General features: G+C 67.4%; 24 protein-coding genes. 5 read left to right on the top strand and 19 right to left on the bottom strand.

The genetic code is table 11. The features are described 5' to 3' along the window. Window positions 1–94 precede the first annotated feature (94 nt). Window positions 95–889 (bottom strand): LLM class F420-dependent oxidoreductase, encoded by a 795-nt coding sequence (locus AC14A7_RS12595; RefSeq protein WP_484009562.1) that lies wholly within the window; start codon window positions 887–889, stop codon window positions 95–97. Window positions 890–926: 37 nt separating this feature from the next. Beyond that, entirely contained in the window at window positions 927–2,483 is a 1,557-nt protein-coding gene (gene ffh, locus AC14A7_RS12590; protein ID WP_484009560.1) for a signal recognition particle protein, read from the bottom strand. Window positions 2,484–2,542: 59 nt separating this feature from the next. Between ffh and AC14A7_RS12585 the strand changes: the two genes are divergently transcribed. Further along, window positions 2,543–3,061, top strand: a complete 519-nt coding sequence (locus tag AC14A7_RS12585; protein ID WP_484009558.1) for a gamma carbonic anhydrase family protein — start codon at window positions 2,543–2,545, stop codon at window positions 3,059–3,061. A gap of 3 nt (window positions 3,062–3,064) precedes the next feature. Here AC14A7_RS12585 and AC14A7_RS12580 read toward each other — a convergent pair whose 3' ends face one another. The 3 genes from AC14A7_RS12580 to ftsY all read right to left on the bottom strand — a co-directional run bounded on the left by AC14A7_RS12580 (window position 3,065) and on the right by ftsY (window position 4,944). Continuing rightward, a complete protein-coding gene (locus AC14A7_RS12580) occupies window positions 3,065–3,397 on the bottom strand; it encodes a hypothetical protein (RefSeq protein ID WP_484009556.1) in 333 nt (110 codons plus the stop codon). A gap of 129 nt (window positions 3,398–3,526) precedes the next feature. Next, the gene (locus tag AC14A7_RS12575) at window positions 3,527–3,985 is read right to left on the bottom strand and encodes an RNA polymerase sigma factor (protein WP_484009554.1); all 459 of its coding nucleotides are present in this window, start codon (window positions 3,983–3,985) and stop codon (window positions 3,527–3,529) included. An 80-nt stretch (window positions 3,986–4,065) separates the two neighbouring features. Continuing rightward, entirely contained in the window at window positions 4,066–4,944 is an 879-nt protein-coding gene (ftsY, locus tag AC14A7_RS12570) for a signal recognition particle-docking protein FtsY (protein ID WP_484009552.1), read from the bottom strand. Between the two features lie 118 nt (window positions 4,945–5,062). Between ftsY and AC14A7_RS12565 the strand changes: the two genes are divergently transcribed. The 3 genes from AC14A7_RS12565 to AC14A7_RS12555 all read left to right on the top strand — a co-directional run bounded on the left by AC14A7_RS12565 (window position 5,063) and on the right by AC14A7_RS12555 (window position 9,198). Then, the gene (locus AC14A7_RS12565; RefSeq protein WP_484009550.1) at window positions 5,063–6,427 is read left to right on the top strand and encodes an HNH endonuclease signature motif containing protein; all 1,365 of its coding nucleotides are present in this window, start codon (window positions 5,063–5,065) and stop codon (window positions 6,425–6,427) included. A 132-nt stretch (window positions 6,428–6,559) separates the two neighbouring features. Beyond that, window positions 6,560–7,519, top strand: coding sequence for a TIGR03885 family FMN-dependent LLM class oxidoreductase (locus tag AC14A7_RS12560; RefSeq protein WP_484009548.1), 960 nt, complete (start codon window positions 6,560–6,562; stop codon window positions 7,517–7,519). Beyond that, complete coding sequence (locus AC14A7_RS12555) at window positions 7,516–9,198, top strand: alpha-amylase family protein (protein ID WP_484009546.1); 1,683 nt, start codon at window positions 7,516–7,518, stop codon at window positions 9,196–9,198. Before AC14A7_RS12560 ends, AC14A7_RS12555 begins: the two co-directional genes overlap by 4 nt. Window positions 9,199–9,206: 8 nt before the next feature. Here AC14A7_RS12555 and AC14A7_RS12550 read toward each other — a convergent pair whose 3' ends face one another. Together AC14A7_RS12550 and smc are read right to left on the bottom strand one after the other, a co-directional pair. Then, a complete protein-coding gene (locus AC14A7_RS12550) occupies window positions 9,207–9,779 on the bottom strand; it encodes a hypothetical protein (protein WP_484009545.1) in 573 nt (190 codons plus the stop codon). Window positions 9,780–9,811: 32 nt separating this feature from the next. Continuing rightward, on the bottom strand, window positions 9,812–13,303 hold the full coding sequence (smc, locus tag AC14A7_RS12545) for a chromosome segregation protein SMC (RefSeq protein ID WP_484009543.1): 3,492 nt from the start codon (window positions 13,301–13,303) through the stop codon (window positions 9,812–9,814). Window positions 13,304–13,395: 92 nt separating this feature from the next. Here smc and AC14A7_RS12540 point away from each other — a divergent pair, with 92 nt between their 5' ends. Then, window positions 13,396–14,436, top strand: coding sequence for a GNAT family N-acetyltransferase (locus tag AC14A7_RS12540; RefSeq protein WP_484009541.1), 1,041 nt, complete (start codon window positions 13,396–13,398; stop codon window positions 14,434–14,436). 26 nt (window positions 14,437–14,462) lie between these two features. On the opposite strand, the gene AC14A7_RS12535 is transcribed toward AC14A7_RS12540, so the two are convergent. The 12 genes from AC14A7_RS12535 to AC14A7_RS12480 form a co-directional block, all read right to left on the bottom strand. Next, window positions 14,463–15,665: an ABC transporter permease gene (locus AC14A7_RS12535; protein ID WP_484009539.1), complete on the bottom strand. Its 1,203-nt coding sequence runs from the start codon at window positions 15,663–15,665 to the stop codon at window positions 14,463–14,465. Continuing rightward, on the bottom strand, window positions 15,665–16,342 hold the full coding sequence (locus AC14A7_RS12530) for an ABC transporter ATP-binding protein (protein ID WP_484009538.1): 678 nt from the start codon (window positions 16,340–16,342) through the stop codon (window positions 15,665–15,667). Before AC14A7_RS12530 ends, AC14A7_RS12535 begins: the two co-directional genes overlap by 1 nt. Before the next feature lie 3 nt (window positions 16,343–16,345). Continuing rightward, window positions 16,346–17,155, bottom strand: coding sequence for an efflux RND transporter periplasmic adaptor subunit (locus AC14A7_RS12525; protein WP_484009536.1), 810 nt, complete (start codon window positions 17,153–17,155; stop codon window positions 16,346–16,348). Then, window positions 17,155–17,685, bottom strand: a complete 531-nt coding sequence (locus AC14A7_RS12520; protein ID WP_484009535.1) for a hypothetical protein — start codon at window positions 17,683–17,685, stop codon at window positions 17,155–17,157. The genes AC14A7_RS12525 and AC14A7_RS12520 overlap by 1 nt, the downstream gene beginning before the upstream one ends. A gap of 4 nt (window positions 17,686–17,689) precedes the next feature. Further along, window positions 17,690–18,106 (bottom strand): hypothetical protein, encoded by a 417-nt coding sequence (locus AC14A7_RS12515; protein ID WP_484009533.1) that lies wholly within the window; start codon window positions 18,104–18,106, stop codon window positions 17,690–17,692. Between the two features lie 98 nt (window positions 18,107–18,204). Then, complete coding sequence (mutM, locus tag AC14A7_RS12510) at window positions 18,205–19,110, bottom strand: bifunctional DNA-formamidopyrimidine glycosylase/DNA-(apurinic or apyrimidinic site) lyase (RefSeq protein ID WP_484009531.1); 906 nt, start codon at window positions 19,108–19,110, stop codon at window positions 18,205–18,207. Window position 19,111: 1 nt separating this feature from the next. Further along, window positions 19,112–19,804, bottom strand: coding sequence for a ribonuclease III (rnc, locus tag AC14A7_RS12505; RefSeq protein ID WP_484009529.1), 693 nt, complete (start codon window positions 19,802–19,804; stop codon window positions 19,112–19,114). Window positions 19,805–19,872: 68 nt separating this feature from the next. After that, entirely contained in the window at window positions 19,873–20,076 is a 204-nt protein-coding gene (gene rpmF / locus AC14A7_RS12500) for a 50S ribosomal protein L32 (RefSeq protein WP_484009527.1), read from the bottom strand. A 2-nt stretch (window positions 20,077–20,078) separates the two neighbouring features. Then, window positions 20,079–20,597, bottom strand: a complete 519-nt coding sequence (locus AC14A7_RS12495) for a YceD family protein (RefSeq protein ID WP_484009613.1) — start codon at window positions 20,595–20,597, stop codon at window positions 20,079–20,081. A 59-nt stretch (window positions 20,598–20,656) separates the two neighbouring features. Continuing rightward, entirely contained in the window at window positions 20,657–21,121 is a 465-nt protein-coding gene (locus tag AC14A7_RS12490; protein ID WP_484009525.1) for a GNAT family N-acetyltransferase, read from the bottom strand. Next, window positions 21,118–21,576 carry a hypothetical protein gene (locus tag AC14A7_RS12485; protein ID WP_484009523.1) on the bottom strand — a complete coding sequence of 153 codons (459 nt, stop codon included), beginning with the start codon at window positions 21,574–21,576 and terminating at the stop codon, window positions 21,118–21,120. The genes AC14A7_RS12490 and AC14A7_RS12485 overlap by 4 nt, the downstream gene beginning before the upstream one ends. Next, on the bottom strand, window positions 21,573–22,568 hold a 996-nt coding region (locus AC14A7_RS12480; RefSeq protein WP_484009521.1), incomplete at its 5' end, for an aminotransferase class III-fold pyridoxal phosphate-dependent enzyme. The genes AC14A7_RS12480 and AC14A7_RS12485, both read right to left, overlap by 4 nt.

The following is a 22,568-nucleotide window of genomic DNA, read 5'->3' as shown; positions in this document are numbered from 1 at the left end:
GTCGGCGGAGCACAGGAAATCGGGGTTGGCTCAGCTTATTGGGAAGACGAAACAGATAGACACGTCTCAGGATCCCCCCATCCGGGGGTGACGGCTAGCCGTTGGCGGCGTCGCGCCAGGCGATCCACTTCTTGACCGGGGTGAGGTCTTTCTCCGCCCCGGGGATCCCGATCGTGAACAGCGATGCCCCGAGCTCGCGCAGCTCGTCGACCTCGGCATCGGTGCGCTCCCGCAGCTCTGTCGAGATCTCGATCTCGCTCGTGTCGCGGCCCACGTCGCGGCCGTGCGCTGCGAGGATGCCGAGCTTGCGGGTGAGGGTCTCCGGGTCGCTGAAGCTGTGCCAGATGTCGGCGTGCTGCGCAACGATGCGCAGGGTCTTCTTCTCTCCCCCGCCGCCGATGAGCACGGGAATCTTACGGGTCGGGGCGGGGTTCAGCTTGCCCCAGCGCTGCTCGATGATGGGAAGGTCGCGCGCGAGGGCGTCGAGGCGCGAGCCCGCCGTTCCGAACTCGTAGCCGTACTCGGTGTAGTCGCGCTCGAACCAGCCAGAGCCGGTGCCGAAGATGAAGCGGCCGGCCGCGCCATCCTTTGCACTGATGTGGTCGATGGTGCGTGCCATGTCGGCCTGGAGGTTGGCGTTGCGGTAGCTGTTGCAGTTGACAAGGGCACCGAGCTCGATGCGGCTGGTCTGCTCTGCGATAGCAGCCAGCATGGTCCACGACTCGAAGTGCAGGCCGTCGCGGTCGCCGCTCAGCGGGTAGAAGTGGTCCCAGTTGAAGACGACGTCGGCGCCGAGGTCTTCTACCTCGCGAACGCGGTCGCGCAGCGTGGCATAGGAGGCGTGCTGGGGTGCGAGCTGTACGCCGATGCGTACCGGGCGAGTGGTCATCCCTCGAGACTAGGGTGCGACCGCCGTGCTCCGCTGGCTAGCGCCCGAGGAACTTCTGCAGGCTCGCGAGCTCCTCTGGCGTCGGAGCGCCCTTCTTCGGCGCGCCGATGCCGAAACCGGAACCGGATGCCGCGGGGGTCAGCGATCCGCCCGCCGCAAGCGCCGCATTCTCTGCCGCGCGCTTGGCCGGGTTGCCCGACTTCGAGCCCTTCTTCTTCTGCTGGCTCTTGGCACCACCGCTGAACTTCTGGCCGGGAATCGGGCCCATGCCGGGAATCTGCGGGGTGCCGCCCTTGGCAACGGTCTTCATCATCTTGGCCGCCTGCTCGAAGCGGTTGACGAGGGCGTTGACCTCGGTGACCGTCGTGCCAGAACCGCGGGCGATGCGCAGTCGGCGCGAGCCGTTGAGCACCTTGGGCTGGTGCCGCTCCTGCTTGGTCATCGACTGGATGATGGCCTCGGTTCGCGTGATCTCCGACTCGTCGAAGTTCTCGAGCTGCTGCCGCATGGCACCGGCGCCCGGGAGCATGCCGAGCATGCTCTTGATCGAGCCCATGTTCTTGAGCTGCTGCATCTGCCCGAGGAAGTCCTCGAGGGTGAAGGTGTCGGTCGCGAACTTCTCTGCAACCTTCTTCGCCTCCTCCTCGTCGAAGTTCTTCTGCGCCTGCTCGATGAGGGTGAGGATGTCGCCGAGGTCGAGGATGCGGCTCGCCATGCGGTCGGGGTGGAACGGCTCGAAGTCGTCGAGCCCCTCACCCGTTGAGGCGAAGATGATCGGGCGGCCCGTGACGCTCGCGACGGAGAGCGCTGCGCCACCGCGGGCGTCACCGTCGAGCTTCGACAGCACGACAGCGGTGAAGTCGACGCCCTTCTGGAAGGCGAGCGCGGTCTGCACCGCGTCTTGGCCGATCATGGCGTCGATGACGAAGAGCACCTCGTCTGGGTCGATGGCCTTGCGGATGTCGGAGGCCTGCTTCATGAGCTCCGCATCGACACCGAGTCGGCCCGCCGTGTCGACGATGACGACGTCGTGCTGCTTCTGGGTGGCGAACTTGACGGCATCCTTCGCGACCTTGACCGGGTTGCCGACGCCGTTGCCCGGCTCTGGCGCGAAGACCGCGACTCCGGCCTGCTCGCCGACGACCTGCAGCTGGGTGACGGCGTTGGGGCGCTGGAGGTCGGCGGCGACGAGCACCGGGGTGTGCCCCTCCGACTTGAGCCACTTGGCGAGCTTGCCGGCCAGGGTCGTCTTTCCTGCACCCTGCAGACCGGCGAGCATGATGATCGTCGGAGCGGTCTTCGCGAACTGCAGACGGCGCTGCTCCCCGCCGAGAATCGTGACGAGCTCGTCGTTGACGATCTGCACCACCTGCTGGGCCGGGTTGAGGGCCTTCGAGACCTCGTCGCCAAGGGCGCGCTCGCGCACCCGCCCTGTGAAGTCCTTGACGACCTCGAGCGCGACGTCGGCGTCGAGCAGGGCGCGACGGATCTCGCGAACCGTGCCGTCGACGTCGGCCGGGCTCAGTTTGCCCTTGCCGCGGAGGTTCTTGAAGGTATCCGCGAGGCGGTCAGAGAGGTTCCCGAAAGTGGCCATGATCGAGCCAGTTTAAGTCATGCGCGAGGCTAGGCGCTCTGTGCCGCTACCCTGAGGGAATGCCGCTTATTGTTCCCTTCGGAGGCCAGGCCCCGAAAGTCGATGCGACCGCCTGGGCGGCGCCAAACGCGACCCTCATCGGCAACGTCACGATGGAGCCGCACTCGAGTGTCTTCTACGGTGCCGTCGTGCGCGCCGACGTCGATTCCATCCGCATCGGCGCGGGCAGCAACGTGCAGGACAACGCCGTGATGCACACGGATGCCGGCCTGCAGCTGATCATCGGAAGCCGCGTCTCGATCGGCCACGGCGCCGTCATCCACGGCTGCCACATCGAAGACGACTGCCTCATCGGCATGAACGCCACCATCCTCAACGGAGCCGTCATCGGCGCCGGCAGCCTCGTCGCCGCCGGCAGCGTCGTGCTAGAGAACACCGTCGTCTCCCCCGGCTCGCTCGTCGCCGGCGTTCCCGCCCAGACGGTGCGCATGCTCGCCCCCGACGAGCAGCTCTCGCTCATCGAGAACGCGCGACACTATGCAGAGCTCAGCCACGCGCACGAGCAGGCGGCTGGGTAGCCGCTACAGGCTCAGCGCCACAAGGAAAACAATCGGCGCGAGGCTCACCGCGATCGCGGCGATCGGCAGTAGCTTCGGCGCGCCCTTCACGAGGCTCCAGATCGCGAGCCCGATGGCGATCGCGCTGAGGGTGAGCCCGACGAAGAACAGCACCTGCCCGATGCCCGTGCCCTCGCCGGTGCCATTGAGGGCGGCGATGATCCACGCGTAGAAGCCCACGATCGTGAGCACGCTGCCGGCGACGGCGGCGGCGAGCGCTACGAGGGATCGCGGCTTGCGCCCCGCCGTGATCGTCTGGATGGGGCCGGTGAGCGGTGCGTTGTTCTGTGTGCTCATGGGGGTCAGGGTAGCGCACGGGGCGCGAACCGTCGCTCGCATCGCCTCAGCGGGACTCCCGCTGCTGCAGGTGGTCAAGCCGGAGCTGCTCGTCGGGTCGGAGAGGTAGTCTGCGAAAAAGGTCGTGTGCTACGCCGCCACGAGTCGCGCCGCAAGGGCGCGGCGGCCGCGGAAGAGGTGCGTCTTCACCGCACCGCTCGAGACGTCGAGCCTGCCGGCGATGGTGGCGACAGACTCGTCGAGCACGTAGTGGAGCACGCAGATCTCGCGCTGCCGGGTCGGCAGCGCACCAATCGCGGCACGCATGTCGGCGTCGAGTGAGGCGGGTTCGGCGGCGGTTTCGGCCGGAAGGCCGAAGCGGGCGAGGGCCCTGCCCTCCGCGAGACTGCGGCGGCGGCGGTCGCGCTGCTTGTTCACAGCGACGACGGTGAGCCAGGCAGCGAGATTGTCCACCGGATGACGCGGCGGGTTCTCGAGGAAGCCGACCACGGCATCCTGCACAGCATCGCTCGCGCCGCCGGAGTCCCCCGTGATGCGGGCCACCGCGGCCACCACGTGGTCGTAGTCGAAGCGCGCGAAGTCATCCAATGCTGAAGTGCCCTCACGAGTGACCACGAGCTAAAGCTAGTGGTGCCCGCGCCCCCGTGTCACTGGGGGAAATCGCTACATCAGCCGACCAGTTTGGCCGCGAAACCGTGCGGGGTGAAGCCCGTGAGGTCGTTGATGCCCTCGCCCTCGCCGACCAGCTTGATCGGCACGCCCGTGCGCTCCTGCACGGCGAGCACGAAGCCGCCCTTCGCCGAGCCGTCGAGCTTCGTGATGACGAGCCCGGTGACACCCGCGTGCTCGAGAAAAGCCTCCGCCTGAGCAACGCCGTTCTGACCCGTCGTCGCGTCGAGCACGAGCAGCACCTCGGCGATCTCCGCCTGCTTCTCAATCACCCGGCGGATCTTGCTGAGCTCGTCCATGAGCCCGCTCTTGGTCTGCAGGCGGCCGGCCGTGTCGATGATCGCGATGTCGATGCCCTCGCGCTGGGCGCGCTCCACCGTCTGAAATGCGACGGAAGCCGGATCCTGCCCCTGCTGCTGCGGCCGCTGGATGACCGCTCCCCCACGCTCCGCCCACGTCGCCAACTGCTCGACGGCGGCCGCCCGGAACGTGTCGGCCGCCCCCACGATCACCGAGCGGCCGTGGTTCACCAGGAACTTAGAGAACTTGCCGATCGTCGTCGTCTTGCCAACGCCATTGACCCCGACGACGAGCACGACCGCCGGGCGGTTGCTGAGAACGAGAGTCGGGTCGTACTTCGCGAGGCGATCCTCGATAGTCTCGCGCAGCATCCGCTGCAGGTCTGTCGGGTCGGTGGTACGGAACTGGCGCACCTTGCCCCGCAGCTCCTCGACGATGCTGTCGGCGGTGTCAGGCCCGAAGTCGGCCCTGATCAGGGCATCCTCGAGCGACTCCCACGTGTCGTCGTCGATCGTCTTCGCGGCGAAGAGGCCCCTGAGGGTGCCGCCGAGGGACCACGGGGTTGCGCGCTCTGCCATGGGTAACAGGGTAGTCGGGGTTCTCCGCCCCTCCGCCAAGGCCAGCATTTCAGCCACTTCTGCACAGATTGGTCGGCGACTCTTTCGAACGTATGTTCGATTCTGGGAGAATGAATCCATGTCCAGCTCCCTCGATTCCAGCTTCGCGGCGGCGATCGTCGCGCTCGCTGCGATCCCCATGGATGCGGGTGCACTCAGCGAGATCACCGACACCGCACTGCTCGAACTCGCACGCCGCTCGGCCGAGGTCGAGCGGGCCGCTCGCGCTCGCAGCGCCCTCATCGCCGGCGAGATCGCGCGCCGCTCGCACGCGTCCCTCGGGCATTCCGGCCTCGCCCAGGCTGCTGGTTTTCGCACGGCCGCAGAGATGGTGCGGGTCATCACGGGCTCGACGGCGCGCGAGTCAGCGACGGCGGTGAGTGCCGGTGTGCTCGCCCATGCCGCTGCTGGCACCACGCCCGATGAGCGACCGTGGCTCGCCCCCGTCGGCACGACCTTCGTTTCTGGCAGCCTGAGCGTCGAGGCGGCACAGTCAATCGCGAACGGTCTTGGAGGTCCGTCCTCTGCGATCTCCGCCGACCAGCTCGCATCGGCCGCGCTCCAGCTCTGCATCGAGGCTGCTTCCACCGACGCTGACCGCCTCTACCGTCGCGCCCGCGAGGTACGCGACGAGCTAGATGTCGCCGATATCTCCACCCGCGAGGCCGCCCGTCGCGATCAGCGCGCGCTGCGATTCCGCCGCCGGCCCGACGGCATGAGCACACTGACCTGGCTCCTCGACCCAGAGAGTGCGGCCGTGGTGTGCGAGGTCTACGACCGCATCACCTCGCCGCGGCGCGGTGGCCCGAGGTTTGCCGACCCTGCCTCCGTCGCCGCGGCAAGAGCCATTGCCGACGATTCGCGAACCACGCAGCAACTCGCCTCCGACGTGTTCGTCGAGCTGGTGCGGCAGGGAGCAGCGGCCGACTCGTCGATGCTCCTCGGCAGTGGCGCGCCCTCCGTTCGTGTCATCGTGTCGCTGACGGCGCTCACAGACCGCCACGGATCAGCGCGCATAGAGGGTCAGACCGACCCCGTCTCGATCGAGACGGCTGAGCGGCTCACCTGCGCCGGTTCCACCATCGAGATCGCGGTCGCCGACGGACAGCCGCTCGATGTGGGCCGGGAGCAGCGGCTCTACACGCGCAGGCAGCGCATCGCACTCGCGGTTCGCGACGGTGGATGCCGCTGGCCCGGATGCGACCGCCCTCCCTCCTGGACGGAGGCGCACCACATCAACCACTGGGCGCGTGATCGCGGCAGGACGGATGTGGCCGACGGCATCCTGCTCTGTCGGCATCATCATCTGCTCTCGCACAACAACGGGTGGGAGGTGACCCGATCCGGCGCGGACTACTGGTTACTCCCGCCACCGGCCATCGATCCAGAGCAGCACCCTGTCGCCATGGCTCCGCCGCGGCTGGAGCACGACCGTGTTGCGTGACGCGGCGACGGCAGAGCCCTCCGTGGCTGCCACGGGAGTCGACGGCAAACGACCCCGACAAGCTGGCGGTTCGCTGAGCGCGGGCTGCACGATTCTCTGCCGTTTGCCAAGAACGCTTGGCAGGGTGGCGCCATGGCGGTCATCGGCTTTCACGCGTCCCATGAACAGGTGCACCCGACGAAGCTGCTCGAGGCAGTCGTGCTCGCCGAGCAGGTCGGTTTCGGTGCCGCCATGTGCTCAGACCACCTCGCCCCGTGGAGCGAGCGACAGGGCCACTCCGCCTTCGCCTGGACCTGGCTCGGGGCCGCACTCCAGGCGACCACCCTGCGGTTCGGCATCGTCAATGCTCCGGGCCAGCGCTACCACCCGGCCGTCATCGCGCAGGCGATCGCGACGATTGAGGCCATGTATCCGGGGCGGTTCTGGGCGGCGCTCGGGTCTGGCGAGGCATCCAACGAGCACGTCACGGGCGACGGATGGCCGAGCAAGGTCGACCGCAACGCGCGCCTTGAAGAGAGCGTCGGCGTCATCCGCCGCCTCCTCCGCGGGGAGGAGGTCAGCCACCACGGCCACGTGACGGTCGACCGCGCCAAGGTGTGGACGCTGCCTGAGCAGCCACCCCCGCTCATCGGGGCTGCCGTGAGCACCGAGACGGCCAGCTGGCTCGCTGGCTGGGCCGACGGGCTGGCGACGGTCGCCGGGCCGAGCATGCAAGACGTGCGCACCGCCTACCGCGACGCCGGCGGCACCGGCCCGACCGTCGCGCAGCTGCACCTGAGCTGGGCGCCGACCGACGACGAGGCCCTCGCGATCGCCCATGACCAGTGGCGCACCAACGTCTTCCCTCCCCCGATCTGCTGGGACCTCGACACCCCGCAGGCCTTCGACAACGCCGCAGCGCACGTCACGCCAGAGGCGATGCGAGAGCACGTCGCCGTCTCATCCGACCCGTCCTTGCATGTGCAGCGCATCGAGGAGTGCCTCGAGGCGGGCTTCGACGAGGTGTACCTGCACCACGTCGGCCAGGAGCAAGTCGCATTCATCGAGACCTTCGGCGAGCATGTGCTGCCGAGAATTGGAGCCCGCCCGTGAGAATCACCGACACCAGCGACCTGTGGTGGAAGAGCGCCGTCATCTACTGCCTCGACGTCGAGACGTTCATGGACTGGAACGACGACGGCATCGGCGACTTCGAGGGGCTGTCGCACCGGCTCGACTACCTCAGCGAGCTCGGGGTGACGTGCCTGTGGCTCATGCCCTTCCAGCCGACGCCCGACCGCGATGACGGCTACGACATCGAGGACTACTACGGCGTGGATCCGCGCCTCGGCAACCACGGCGACTTCGTCGAGTTCGTGCGCACCGCCCGCGATCGCGGCATGCGGGTCATCGTCGACCTCGTGGTCAACCACACCTCCGACACGCATCCGTGGTTCGTCGAGGCCCGCAAGAGCAAAGACAACCCGTTCCGCGACTTCTACGTCTGGCGCGACACGAAGCCGCGCAGCGAGCCAGAGCCCGTCTTTCCCGATGTGGAAGACAGCGTGTGGGAGCTCGACCCGAAGACCAACCAGTACTACCTGCACAGCTTCTACTCGTTCCAGCCAGACCTCAACGTGACCAACCAGAAGGTGCGCGACGAGATCGCGAAGGTGATGGGCTTCTGGCTGGAGCTCGGTGTCTCCGGCTTCCGGGTCGACGCCGTTCCGTTCCTCATCGACCCGACCGGCGCCACGCGCTCGAAGGGCGACATGCCAAAGCCCCTCGAGTACCTCCGCTCACTGCGCGCGTTCCTCGGGCGCCGCTCCGGCGAGGCGATCCTGCTCGGCGAGGCCAACCTGCCGCGCAAAGACCAGGTGCAGTACTTCGGCGGCGGCGACGGGGATGCCCTCACCATGCAGTTCGACTTCATCACGATGCAGAACCTGTGGCTCTCCCTCGCCCGGCAGGACGCGCGCCCTCTTGCCAAGGCCGTGCTGGGGCGCCCCAAGATCTACCCCGACTCGCAGTGGGCGAACTTCGTGCGCAACCACGACGAGCTGACCCTCGACAAGCTCACCGACGAGGAGAAGCTCGAGGTGTTCGAGGCGTTCGCCCCAGAGCCAGACCAGCGCGTGTACGACCGCGGCATCATCCGGCGCCTTCCCCCGATGCTCGATGGAGACCCGCGCCGCATCCGCATGGTCTACAGCCTGATGTTCTCGCTTCCCGGCACCCCCGTGCTCTTCTACGGCGAGGAGATCGGCATGGGAGAGAGCACGACCATCAAAGACCGCACGGCGGTGCGCACCCCGATGCAGTGGAACGTCGACGCCAACGGAGGCTTCTCGAACGCGAAGCCGTCGAAGCTCGCCATGCCCGTGGTCGAGGGAGGCTACTCGCCAGAGCACGTCAACGTGTCGAGCCAGCGGCACGATCCGGAGTCGCTGCTCATGTTCATCCGCACGCTCACCGAGCGCTACCGCGCCTCTGCGGAGATCGGCTGGGGCGACTTCGCGGTGCTAGAGCAGACCACGCGCAACAACGCCGTGCTCGCCCACTCGGTGTCGAACGGGCACGGGCGCATGATCGCCGTGCACAACTTCTCGCCAGACTCGGCCGTCGTCGACCTCGTCGTCGACGGCACCGACGAGACCTACCGCCTGGTCGACCTGCTCGAGGACGGATCGATGGTGCAGATCGGGGCGGGCGGTGCCGCATCCATCACGCTGGATGGATATGGCTACCGCTGGCTGCGCGTGCTCGCCGAGGACGAGAAACGGCTGAGCTGAGATGCCGGCTACTCGCCCGTGGTGGTCGCCATGACGATCACGAGGGAGTCGCCGAGGCCGAGCTGGGCGATCTCGGTGGCGCTCATCATGCCCTCGCTCGAGAACACGAAGACCCCAGACTTCTCGGAGAGGGTGAAGATGCCGTCGGTCACCTTCGTGTAGCCACCGGCCTCGAGGTTCGCCGAGATAGCCGCGACCGTGGCCGCATCGCCGGGCAGGTAGCCGATGTCGGTCGTGGTCGGGGTGCCCTCGTTGTCGACGGAGACACGGAACAGGCAGCCGCCCGCGAGGAACTCCGGGCCGACGACGGGAGCCGCGAAGTCTGCGGCCGCGATGAACGCGATCTCGCCGTCGACTCCCGCCATGGCGGCCGTCGACTCGGTGAGCGAGTCGGGGCAGCTGCTGGATGCGGCGTCGTCATCCTCTGACTCGTCTGTCGGGTCGGCAGAGGCGCTGCTGCTGGCACTGCTCGACGGTGTCGGCGTGCCACCGGGCAGCAGGGAACAGGCACCGAGGGCCAGCGAGCCGAGCACGATGACGACGGGAACGAGCAGCAGACGGTGGATGGGGCGGGTGGCCATGGTGGCATTCCTTCGAACGTGGGTGGTCACAACTAGACGCCGGCCTCTGCCCCGACCCGTTGGCCGACGACCGCGCTGACGCCGTCCTGGCGCATCGAGACGCCGTAGAGGGCATCCGCGATCTCCATCGTGCGCTTCTGGTGCGTGATGACGATGAGCTGCGAGTTCTCGCGAAGGTCGCGGAAGATCGTGAGAAGACGACCGAGGTTGGCGTCGTCGAGCGCCGCCTCCACCTCGTCGAGGATGTAGAAGGGGCTCGGCCGCGCCTTGAAGATCGCGACGAGAAGGGCGACCGCCGCGAGCGACCGCTCGCCGCCGCTCAGCAGGGAGAGCCGCTCGATCTTCTTGCCAGCGGGACGCACGCTGACCTCGATACCGGTGGTCAGCAGGTCGCCAGGGTCGGTGAGCTCGATACTGCCGGTGCCACCGGGGAAGAGCACGGGGAAGACCTCGGCGAAGGCCGTCTTCGTGTCTTCGAAGGCATCGCGGAAGATCTCCTGCATCTTGCCGTCGATCTCCTCGATGATGGTCAGCAGGTCGGCGCGGGTCGTCGTGAGGTCGGTGAGCTGCTCTGTGAGGAACTTGTGGCGCTCCTCGAGCGCGGCGAACTCCTCGAGGGCGAGCGGGTTGACCCGGCCGAGCTCTGCGAGCTTGCGCTCGGCTCGCGCAAGGCGCTGCTGTTGCTCCGCACGGTTGAAGAGAACGGGCTCTGCCTCTGGGTCGTCGACCGGCACCGGCACGAGCGGTCCGTACTCCGCCACCAGAACATCCTCGACGAGGCCGAGCTCATCGCCCGCCCGCTCGAGCAGGGTCGAGAGGTGCAGCTTCTTCTCGTAGACCTGCATCTCGAGGCCGTGCACGTTCTCGCTGACGACCGACAGCCGCTCGCGCAGCGAGCTCTCCTGGCGCCGAAGCTCTGCGAGCTCCTCGTTCTGCTGCACTCGCTCCGCCTCTGCGGCAGTGAGCCGCACGCGAGCCTCTGACACCGAGCGGTCGACGGCGTCGAGCACGGGCGGTAGCGCCTCGATCACGCGGCGTGCTGCAGCGACCTGGTGTCGGCGGATGACGGCGAGGCGCGCGTGCTCCTCAGCCGCCGCGCGCTCCGCCTCGAGCTGGGTGGCGAGGGATGCCGCTCGCTCCTGCTCGATGCGCACGCGCTCGCGCGCCGTCTCGACGCGAATGCGCTCGTCGACGACGGCGGCGCGGGCCGCCTCGAGCTCTGCATAGAGCGCGTCGCGGTTCGAGACATCGAGCATGGGCCGCGGGGTCGAGGCGAAGCGGTCGTGCTCAGCCGACGCGCGCTCGACCTCCGCCTCCGCAGTGCGCACGGCTTCGGCCGAGATGCCGAGGGTCGCCGACAGGCGCTCCCACTCCGACTGGGCCGCGTCGAGCTGCACGCGAAGGCGACCGAGCTGCTCGCTGTGCGAGGCGCGCGCCGCGTCGTGCTCGTTGAGGGCGTCAAGGGCCGACTTGGCATCGGCGCGAGCGCTCTCGAGGGCCGCGCGCTTCTCGCCAAACTCGAAGCTCGTGCGCTCGATCGCCGTGCTGACCTCCTGCAGGCGGCCGGCCGCGGTGTCGCGCTCTGCCACGAGCTCGAGGCGGGAGCGCTTGGCCCCCGATCCGCCACGCAGCACGTACTCGGTGAGCACGTCGCCGTTGACCGTGATGACCGTCACGTCGTTCGGCAGCGAGCGCCACGCCGCCCGTGCCGCGTCGAGGTCGTCGACGACAACGACGTGGGCAAGAATGCCGACGATACCCGCCGGGGCGGTGACGAGGTCGACTGCGGCGATGGCGCCATCCGGCAGCGATCCGATGGATGCCGCAGCAGCACCAGAGGCGACGACGATCTCGACGCGCCCAGCATCCGATGCGCGCGCGTGTGCGAGGCCTGCGACGGCCGAGTCGTGGTCGTCGGCGAGCACGGCATCCGCGAGGGAGCCGAGGGCAGCGGCGATCGCCGCCTCGTAGCCGGGACGCACCTTGACGTGCTCTGCCACGAGACCGCGTATTCCGCTGATGCCCGCCTCGACGATCGCCGTCGAGCCGTCTTTCTGGTCGACGGCCATCGAGAGGGCAGAGGTGCGGGCGGCGAGGGCGTCGCGCTCGCGCTCCGACACGTGCATGGCGTCGCGGGCGGCCTCGACCTCGGTCACGAGCGTGGCGACGCGGGCCTCGGCGGCCTCGTAGGCAGTCGTGAGGGTGTCGTCGGAATCCCCGGTGGTCTCACCGAGCTCGTCGAGGTCGGCGCGAGCCGACTCGCGCCGCGCCTCCGCTTGCTCGAGGGCAGCCTGCTGGCGCACGAGCTCACCCTGCGCGGCGGTCAGCTTGGAGCGCGCAACATCGACGCGCGAGACATGTCCGGCGAGCTCGAGGCTGTGCCGGGAGACGAGGGCGCTCTGCGCAGCGATCTCCTCGTCGAGGGAGTCGAGAGACGCCTTCGCGGTGGCGGCGAGAGCGCTGGCGCGACCGACGGCCTCCTCTGCGGTGGCGATGTCGGCGGTGAGGCGCTTCGCCTCATCCAGTGCGTCCTGCACCGACTGCGTGGAGATGCCAGAGCTCACCGAGGAGCCCTCGGCCTGCTGGCCGAGCAGCGCGAGACGCTGGTTGGCGAGGGAGTACAGACCGCGAAGGCGCTCCTGCACCGACTCGAGGCCGAACGCCGTTCGACGCGCAACGTCGACGGCGTCGCCGACCTGCGCCTGCTCGATGCGCCCCTCGCGCAGCTTGGCCTGGTCGAGCTGCTCCTGCAGCACGATGCGCTCGGTCTTGCGCTCGCTCTCAGAGCGGGTGGATGCCGTGATCGCCTCGCGAAGCTCGACCACCTCGTCGGCCAGCAGTCGCGCCCTGGCGTCGCGCACCGTCGCCGCGATGGACTGCGCCTCCTTGGCGATCTCCGCCTGGTGCCCGAGCGGCTTCAGCTGGCGCCGAATCTCGCCGGCGAGGTCGCTGAGGCGCGTGAGGTTGGCCTGCATGGCGTCGAGTTTGCGCAGCGTCTTCTCTTTGCGGCGACGGTGCTTGAGGATTCCGGCGGCCTCCTCGATGAAGCCGCGCCGCCCCTCCGGGGTCGCGTGCAGCACCGCGTCGAGCTGCCCCTGCCCGACGATGACGTGCATCTCGCGCCCGAGGCCGGAGTCGCTCAGCAGCTCCTGCACGTCGAGAAGGCGGCACGCCTCGCCGTTAATGGCGTACTCGCTCGCGCCGTTGCGAAACAGCGTGCGGCTGATGGTGACCTCGGAGTACTCGATCGGCAGCGCGCCATCCGCGTTGTCGATGGTGAGCAGCACCTCGGCGCGGCCGAGCGGCCCCTTGGTGGCGGTGCCGGCGAAGATGACGTCTTCCATCTTGCCGCCGCGGAGGGTCTTGGCGCCCTGCTCGCCCATGACCCAGGCGAGGGCGTCGACGACGTTGCTCTTGCCGGAGCCGTTGGGCCCGACGACGCAGGTCACGCCCTTCTCGAAGGCGAAGGTGGTCGGCTGGGCGAAGGACTTGAATCCCTTGAGGGTGAGGCTCTTGAGATACAACGCCTCCCCCTTCTTCTCCGCGATGGCCTTCGTATACGGTACCGGACAGTTGTACGCTGGTCGGCTGGCCACTCCAGCAGACAGGGGGCGCCATGACCGGGATCACCGTCGAGGAGCTCGTCGTGCCGACCACGGTCGACGACGACGACGCGGGCGACTTCGTCGAGGCCTCGATCCTCGCCAACGATGTCGAGGCCGAGACCTACGGCACCGACGACCTGCGGCTGTCGCCCGCCGAGGTGCTGCCATGGTGGCAGGATCCGCAGAGCCCCCGCCGGCTCTTCGGCGTGCGCGTCGACGGGCGACTCGTCGGGCGCGCCATGTACGACCGGCTCGTCACTGACCCCGACACGGCATGGCTCATGGTCAGCGTGCTCTCGGCGTATCGCAACCGTGGCATCGGCACGGCCATGGCCGACGCGATCGAGCAGCACTGCCGTGCGGAGGCGCGAACCAAGCTGCTCGTCTACGCGGCATCAGCCGATGGCCCCGGCGACCGCATCCCGTCGCCAACAGGCTTCGGCGGCGTGCCAGCGGGCAATGCAGAGGTGCGCTTTCTGCTTAACCGCGGCTACCGGCTGCAGCAGGTCGAGCGGGGCAGTCGCCTTCCGCTGCCTGCAGCCCTCGAGGTTCCAGAGCCGGCTCCTGGCTACCGCCTGCACTCCTGGGTCGGTCGCACACCACCGGAGTGGATGGACGACATGGCGCTGCTGCTCACCCGCATGAGCACCGATGCCCCCTCGGCCGGTCTCGAGGAGCCGGAGGACCTCTGGACGCCAGAGCGCATCGCGGCCGTCGAGGCCGCCCACGAGCTCAGCCCGCGATCGATGCTGACGACCGCCGTCGAGCACATGCCGAGCGGGCGCCTCGCCGGGTTCACCACGCTCTCCGTGCCGGCAGAGGCGAAACGCGCCGTGCACCAGGACGACACCCTTGTGCTGCGCGAGCACCGCGGCAACAGGCTCGGGATGCTGCTGAAGGTCGCGAACCTCGACCACCTGCAGCGGCTTCGCCCCGGCCACCCCTCGGTCGTCACGTTCAACGCGGAGGAGAACCGCTACATGCTCGACGTCAACGAGGCCGTCGGCTTCGTGCCGATGGGCTACGAGGGGGCGTGGCGGCTCGACGTCTAGACCCGTGCTCGGGATGTGGGCGCTGCTCACTCGCGGAGCGCAAGTCCCACCGGTAGACGCGTCGCCTTGATCGCTGGCAAGAGCCCTCCGAGGACCGCCGTGCCCATAGCCGCCACGATGCCCGCAACGCACGCGTCTAGGGGGAACTGGGGCGAGGTGACAGATGACGCGGCAGGAATCAGCTGCGGCACCAGCAGATAGACGGCAGCCACGGTTAGCGACACAGCGATGAGCGATATCAGCACTCCGACCGCAACTGCCCCCGAGATGAGCTGCGCGAAGATGTCTCGTCGGCGGGCGCCTAGAGCTCGTCTCACAACGAGCTCGCGCGCCCGTTCCGACACGGAACTCAGCCCGACGTTGGCTGTGCCGATCGCCGCAATGACGAGGATCGCAAGCGCGCACCCACCGAACACAAGGCGAAGGAACCCGACCTGGGCGCGCACGGACTCCACAGTGTCCACACGCTGCGCTCCCTCGGGAGCGGAGAAGCCGTGCGGGGTGAGTTGAGCAACCACGCGTCCGGCATCGGATTCTTGCAGCGCGACCCCCTGCATTCGAAGAGTCATGCTCTCATCTGCGAGCGTGAGCGGGAAGAACTGGAGTGCGAGGTCCATGTCACCGTATGCGGTCGGCTCCGTCAATCCGTCGCCGACGACTCCGGTGATCACGACAGACAAGGGCTGGCTGTCGATAGAGGAAAGGAGGAACGCCTGCTGCACGTCGGGATACCCGATTGCGCTTGCCGCTGATTCGTTGAGGGCCAGACCAGGAGGGTAGATGCCCGAGGGCAGCGTTCCGTCAATGACGGGCAGTCTCTGAAGCTCGCCGATGCTGCCGTCTGTCCACTTCACCAGCAGGCTATCCCCTGGTTCATTTGCCGCGTGTTGCGACGGTGATTCGAGCGCCATCGTGCGGTCTGCCTGGATTGCGATGCTGATGGAATCCGATGCAAAGCGAGAGATCAGGTCGTCATGCAGCCCGGCCAGGCTGTTCACGGGGTCGAGATCCCCGTTCAGCTGCGCGGGGGTTACGGCGAAGTTCGCCGCGTAACTAGCCTCGCGACCGTGCAGCTGCTCCTGCTGGGCGACGAGCATATCGAGAGCGACCGAGTTGACGATCGCGATCGATGAGATACCAAGAACACCGATCAGCATCGAGAGTCCGGCCAGTCCGTAGCGGAGCGACTGGGTGCGTAGTTCGCGCCAGGCTCGTGCGACCGGGCGCATCAGGCGCCCTCGATGCGGAGTACTCCGTCGACAAGGTGAAGCCGGCGATCCATCTGGTTTGCGACGGCTGCGTCGTGGGTCACCATCACTAGGCAGCTGTCTGCAGCGCTGGCTGCGCTCTTTAGCGATCGAATGACGTCGTCCCTCGTCGAGAAGTCGAGCGCGCCGGTCGGCTCATCGGCAAGCACGACCTTGGGACGACGCACAAGGGCGCGGGCAATTGCCACGCGTTGCTGCTCCCCGCCCGAAAGGCGCGCTGGCCGAGATCGCGCGAATCGCTGCAACCCAACAAGTTCAAGCATCTCCATGACTCGAGAGCGCTGCTGCGAGCGGGGTGAAGCCGTTCCGTACTGAAGCGGCAGCGCGACATTGTCGAAAACCGTGAGGTCTGCGATGAGCGAGTAGTTCTGAAACACGAAGCCGATGAGCTCGTTGCGCAGCCGCGCTGCTTCCGACTCGCTCACCCTCGCGACGTCGCGACCGCCGATTGCCAGTGATCCGGTGTCTGCGCGCTGCATCAGTCCAAGAATGGACAGCAGACTGGTCTTGCCCGACCCCGACCTGCCAAGGATGGCCACTGACTCGGATGCCTCAACGGTGAGGTCGACGCCCTGCAGCAGCGGCTGGTCTGTGCGCGGTATGACGGAGGAGAGTCCCCGTGCCTCAATGACGGCCACGAGCTACTGGATGCCGGGCGCGCGCGCTAGAACCAGGTCACCCTTACTCAACCCGCCAACGATCTCTACGTATGCGCCATCGCTGATGCCGAGCTCGACGTCCACGGTCGATGTGAGGGAGCCGTCGACCAGCGAAACCTGACCGCTGCCCGCGAAGCCCGAGACGGCGGACACGGGAAGGGCGAGGACCCCCGGGTGCGAGGCAGTCGGCACGCCGACCTTTGCGGGAAGGGCGGCAGTCACATCGACATCGAGCGGCAGAAGGCACAGCGATGGGCGATACCCATCGTCAGGTACTGCCACGACATCACCGCCTGTCGAGGTCGGCACCAGAGTGCACGCCACACCCGACGGCCCACCGGTGATGTTCGCCTTCGCGACGACCGGCATCGGGCCATAAATGCGGTAGAGCAGCTCTGCCGGTACTTCCACGGGAATCCCGAAACCCGAATACGCAAGCTCAGCCACTGGCGAGTTCTTCGCAACCGTCTCTCCGCTCGACCGCAACCACTGGACGACTTGGCCGAGTGCGGGCGTCGCGATCTTCGTGCCAGCCACGTCGGCGATATTCGTGCCGGGAGCAAGCGTCTTTGTCGTTGCCACATAGGTGAGCACCCCGGCGACTGGCGCCGTGGCGAGATAGTGCGGATTGGAGGCCACGTCTCCCGACACCACCACGACTGACGTAATGTCGCGAAGAACTACCTCGGTGGTGGCGGCAATGGCAGGCGTCTTCGCGGGCTCGTCAGGGGCGGTCGCGGTGCATCCGGCAAGCGTGAGCACGAGCGCCGCGCATGCAAAGGCTCGGCTCATCATTTGGGAGGGCAGCCGCCGTCTACCAGGAGTTGAACCCCGCTGGGGTCTCCTAGCTGGCCGTTGGCTACGGCCTCCTCGAACAACGGGTACGCGCTCGCGGGGTCGTAGTGGAGCTTGTATACCTCGGTGTCCATGATGGCAGCGAATTGCACAAGGGCCGCATCAGCGGCGACGGGGTCTACACCCTGAGCGGCGAGGAAGGTGCGGCCCCACGCGCAGTTCCAGTAGTTCACCGCAGCAGAGGCGCCGTAGCCCGCCTGATAGGAGCCCGTTGAGTCTCCGAAAGGCGCTTCGGGGAAGGCGTCGCCCTCGGGCAACACAAGCTCACCGGCAGTCGCCGCGTATTCTTCCGTCACACCGGAGATGCCGGTGAAGCCGGTGTCCGAGTCGAGCTCGGTTGGCGCAGCGTCGTGCGTGGCCGTTGACCCTGCGCAACCAGACAGCATGGTGGCCGCAAGAATAAACGCGGCCACCATGCTGGAACCGCGACGCGCGGAGACGATAGACATTGCCGAGTCGCGGGTCATCTGGCTAATAGTAGAGGGTGCCTGAGAAGTGGTTGTCGCAGACTCCAAGCGATGCGTCCATGTGGCCGTAAAGCGTGAATGACGTTCCCTTGACGTAGTAGGGGCTCAGCACTGCCGTCGGGCTCTGGATCGTCATGCTCTTCTGGCCAAGGTATGTGTTCGATGTGTTCAGGTGCACTCCGAGGTAAGTGCCAGACAGTCCCTCGCTGCTGCCCGCCGAGTTCGACAGCGTGTACTGGATGCGGGTGCTATTGGCCGAGACGTATCGAGTGGTGCTGTAGTAGACGTTGTAGCCATTGCAGTTGACGTCTCCTCCAACGGTTGCCGAAACAGCTTGGGCAGAAACAGCGCTTCCGAGCACGAGGGCGATTACAGCCCCCACGCCGAGCAGACCGCTGCCAATTCGGGATTTCTTGATCATGAGGACCTTTCAGACTGCGACAATGGTGAGAAAAACTTCTCAGCCGCGCCAAGCTAGCAGAACGGTCGGTACGCAGTCAATGTCAACGCGTGGATTGCTCACAAAACGCGCTTCGGCGGCTTCTGGCAGTGCGGGCAGAAGTGCGAGCCGCGATTCATGAACTGCTCGCGCACGACGAGACGCCCGCACCGCGGGCATGGCGTGCCCTGCTGCGCATAGACCTTGAGCGAGTGCTCGAAGTAGCCGGAATTGCCGTTGACGTTCTTGTACTGGTCGTCGAAGCTCGTGCCGCCCTCCGACAGCGCCTGCCGCAGCACCGCCCGCACCTCGGCGAGCAGTGCACGCGCACGCGGGCGCGTGATCGTCGAGGCGAGCTGCTCGTAGTGGATGCGGGCCGCCCATAGCGACTCATCGGCATAGATGTTGCCGATGCCGCTGATGAGGCCCTGGTCGAGCAGCGCGCGCTTGATGCCGGAGTTGCGTCGGGCAAGCCGGTCGAGGAACAGCGCCTCGTCGAACAGCGGGTCGAGGGGGTCGCGGGCGATGTGCGCGACTGCCGTCGGCACAAACTGGGCGGAGCCGGCATCCATGTCACTCACCGGCACGAGCTCGTCGATCGCCATGGATCCGAAGATGCGCTGGTCGACGAAGTTCATGCGCACCTGACCGTGAACCGGATGCTGCAGCTCGAACCGGATGCGCGTCAGCCTGTCGTCGACACCCGGCGGTCGCAGCAGCACCTGGCCAGACATTCCGAGGTGGGTGACGAGCGCCTCGGTGTGCACGGGCTCGTCCACCGGACGCAGCGGTAGCCACATGAACTTGCCGCGGCGCTGCGGCACCTCGAGCGTGCGGCCGACAAGGCGGTGCACGAAGTCCTCGCTCGGTCCGTCGTGGCGTCGAAGGGAGCGCTCGTCGAGCACGCTGACGGACGCGATTCTCGCCCCGGTGACGATCGGCTCGAGGCCGGCGCGAACGACCTCGACCTCTGGCAGCTCTGGCACGCTACGGCGCCGAGAGCATTGTCCAGGCGTCGAGGGCCGCGGCCATCTCCGCCTGCTTCTTGCTCGAGCCGACACCGGTGGCCACCGGCTCGCCGTCGATCACGACGGTCGCGCTGAAGCGCTTGAGATGATCTGGCCCGCTGTCGGTCACGAGGTAGGAGGGCAGCCCGTGCCCCTGGCGCGCGACGAGCTCCTGCAGGCTCGTCTTCGGGTCCATGGCCGCACCGAAGCGGTCGGGGTTGTCCATGAGCGGCCGGATGAGGCGCAGCACGAGCTCCGTCGCCGCATCGGCGCCGAGCGAGAGGAAGGCGGCGCCGATGATGGCCTCGACCGCATCCGCGAGGATCGAGGACTTGTCGTGCCCGCCGGTGAGCTGTTCTCCGCGACCGAGGCGGATGTGCGGGCCGATGCCGATCGACCGTGCCACCTCGGCCAGGGCGACCGACGACACGAGGCTTGCCCGGCGCTTGGCGAGGTCTCCCTCGTCGAGGGTCGGGTTCTCTGTGTAGAGCATGACCGTGACGGCCTGCCCGAGGATCGAGTCGCCGAGAAACTCGAGGCGCTCGTTGTTGGCAGAGCCACCGTGCTCGTACGAGTACGAGCGGTGCGTGAGCGCGAGCTCGAGAAGCTCCTCGCCGATCTCGACGCCGAGCGCCAACGACAAAGAGACTCGCGACGAGGTACTACCTGTCACGAGCCGCTCCCGTCGCTATCCGGGGTGGAGCTTCATACGGCGCCGCCGGAAGGGCGGGCCAGGAAGCATTAAACGTCGGCGACCTTCCGGCCCTTGTACTCGAGGTACAGGGGGGTGCCGGTGGAGTCTTCGACGACCTTCGCGCGGTGCGGAAGGCTGTAGGTGACCTTGCCGTTCTCGACGGTCTTGACCAGGGTGGGGGCTTCAGCCTTCCACTGGGCGCGGCGCATGCGGGTGGATGCCCGCGACATCTTGCGCTTCGGTACAGCCATGGCTATCTCTTCTCTTCTTCAGCGGTGTCGCCACCGTCAGTAGTCTCTGTGTCGGCTGTCGTGAACCCCGCGAGCGCAGACCATCTCGGATCAACTATCTCGGCGGGTTTCCTGTCTGGAAAATCTTCCAGTCGCTCGCCCGTTTCTGGGTCGAGGCCTGGGCAATCCGGACGACAGACCGGCTGGAACGGCAGTGAGAGCACCACCGCGTCCCTGACCAGCGGTTCGAGATCCAGAGAATCGTCGACAACCGCGTAGTCAAAAGCTTCGTCAAGAGAATACGCGAAAAGTTCCGCGATATCGACCCGCACCGGCAGGGCCACGTCGGTGAGGCACCGCACGCACTCCCCCGTGGCCACCGTGTCGACGTCTGCGGTCACGAGGATTCCGTCGTGAAGCGACTCGAGACGCACGTCGAGGTGCACCTCTGTGCCCTCGGTGACGGCGATCACGGCGTTGCCGAAGGACTCGATGGCGGGAGCATCGATCGCGATCTCGCGCATCTCACCGGGTCGGTGCATCAGGTCGAAGACCGGGATGACGTAGGGGCTGGCAGTGGGCGTTGGCACGGCGTCCAAGTCTACGCGGTGGGGATGGGAGCCTGCTTCTGCAGGTAGATCAGCTCGACGCCCTCCCGCAGCGGCATCCGCATCGTCTGCCGGTATCCCTCCCGCTCGTACAGGCGCAGGTTCGCCGCGCTCAGGTGCCCGGTGAACAGCTCGAAGCTGGCTGCGCCGCTTCGACGCTCGGCCTCGCGCAGCAGCTGGGTGCCAAGGCCGCGGCCCTGCATATCGGGGGCGACGGTGATGCGCCCGATGTGCGCGATGCTCCCCTCGACAAACCACCGCAGTGCGGCGACGAGGCGCCCGCCATCGCGAATGCCGAGGCTCGGCCCGGCAAGCTCCTCGCGCAGCTCGTCGAGCGTCTGCGTGAGAGCCGGCAGGAAGGGGTCGCTGTAGATCTGCGCCTCGGTGGAGTAGGCCGCGCGCTGCAGGGTGAGCAGCTCGCCGGCGTCATCGCTGCCGAGCGTGACGAACTCGGTCACGTGTCGTACTCTCCCGAGTCCCATGGATCGTTGAACGCCATGTAGTCGCCCGGCATGAGGTTGACGGAGATGTGCCCGGAGAACTCCTGCGGAATGAAGCCGAAGCTCGTGCCGTGCGACTCTGCGACGAACGGCGCGACGCTGATCGGCTCGATTCGGAACCCGCCGAGCTGGGCGATGCGGCGCTCGATCGCGTCTTCGACATCCGTCTCGGCGAGCAGCTCGCGTGGTCCGAACGCGTCGACGTCGATCGCATCGAACTCGCCATCGGGCGTCCACCAGAACAGGGCGACGTACTCCTCCCCCGGCTCGAACGGCGTGGTGATGAAGAAGCGGCGGCCGTCGCCGGCCGTGCCGACGAGCTGGGCCTGGTAGTCATCCGGTTCGATGAGGAAGCGCTGCGGCACCCCGGGCGCCCCTGGGGCGAGTCTTCTCGGCTGCGTGTCGTCGCTCACGCGCGTGCTTCGAACTCGGTGAGCACCTGGTCGTAGATCTCGACAGCACGCGACACCTCGTCTGCCGTGACGACGCACGGGGGAACGACATGGATGCGGTTGTCGGCCACGAAGGGAAGCAGCCCCGTGGCCATGAGCGCCTTCTTGAGCTCGCCCATGACGGCACCGGTGACCGGCTCCCGCGACTGCGGGTTGCTCACGAGGTCGAGAGCCCAGAACACGCCGAGGCCGCGAACGTCGCCGATGATCTCGTGCTTCTCTGCCAGCTCCCGCAGGGCGGGGCCGAGGGTGTCGCGGCCGATGGCCGCCGCGTTCTCGATGATGCCCTCCGACTCCATCGCATCGATGGACGCGACGATCGACGCCATCGCAAGGGGGTGGCCGGAGTAGGTGAGCCCGCCGGGAAAGACCTGCGTGTCGAAGGCCTGCGCGATGGACTCGGAGATGACGACACCGCCGACCGGCACGTAGCCGGAGTTGACGCCCTTGGCGAAGGTGATGAGATCGGGCACGACACCGCCGTCACTGCCGCTTATCGACGCGTCCTGCCACGCGAACCACGAGCCCGTGCGCCCGAAGCCGCACATGACCTCGTCGAAGATGAGAACGATGCCGTAGCGGTCGCACAGGGCGCGCACTCCCGCGAGATACCCCGGGGGCGGAACAAGCACTCCCGCGGTTCCCGGAACGGTCTCCAGCAAGATGGCCGCGATGGATGACGCCCCCTCCACCTCGATGATGCGGGCGAGGTGGCGCAGCGCGCGCTCCGACTCCTGCTCCGGCGAGTCCGACCAGAACTCGGAGCGGTACTCGAACGGGCCGAAGAAGTGGGCGTGGCCGCGCGCGTACTCGTTCGGCATCCGTCGCCAGTCGCCGGTCGCGACGATCGCTGCCCCCGTGTTGCCGTGGTACGAGCGGTAGGTCGAGAGCACCTTGTCGCGCCCGGTGGTGAGCCGTGCCATGCGGATGGCGTTCTCGTTGGCGTCGGCGCC

Source organism: Conyzicola sp., from assembly GCF_057073975.1.
The sequence above is the reverse complement of the archived record's forward strand: the minus strand, read 5'-3'. Positions and strand labels throughout refer to the sequence as shown.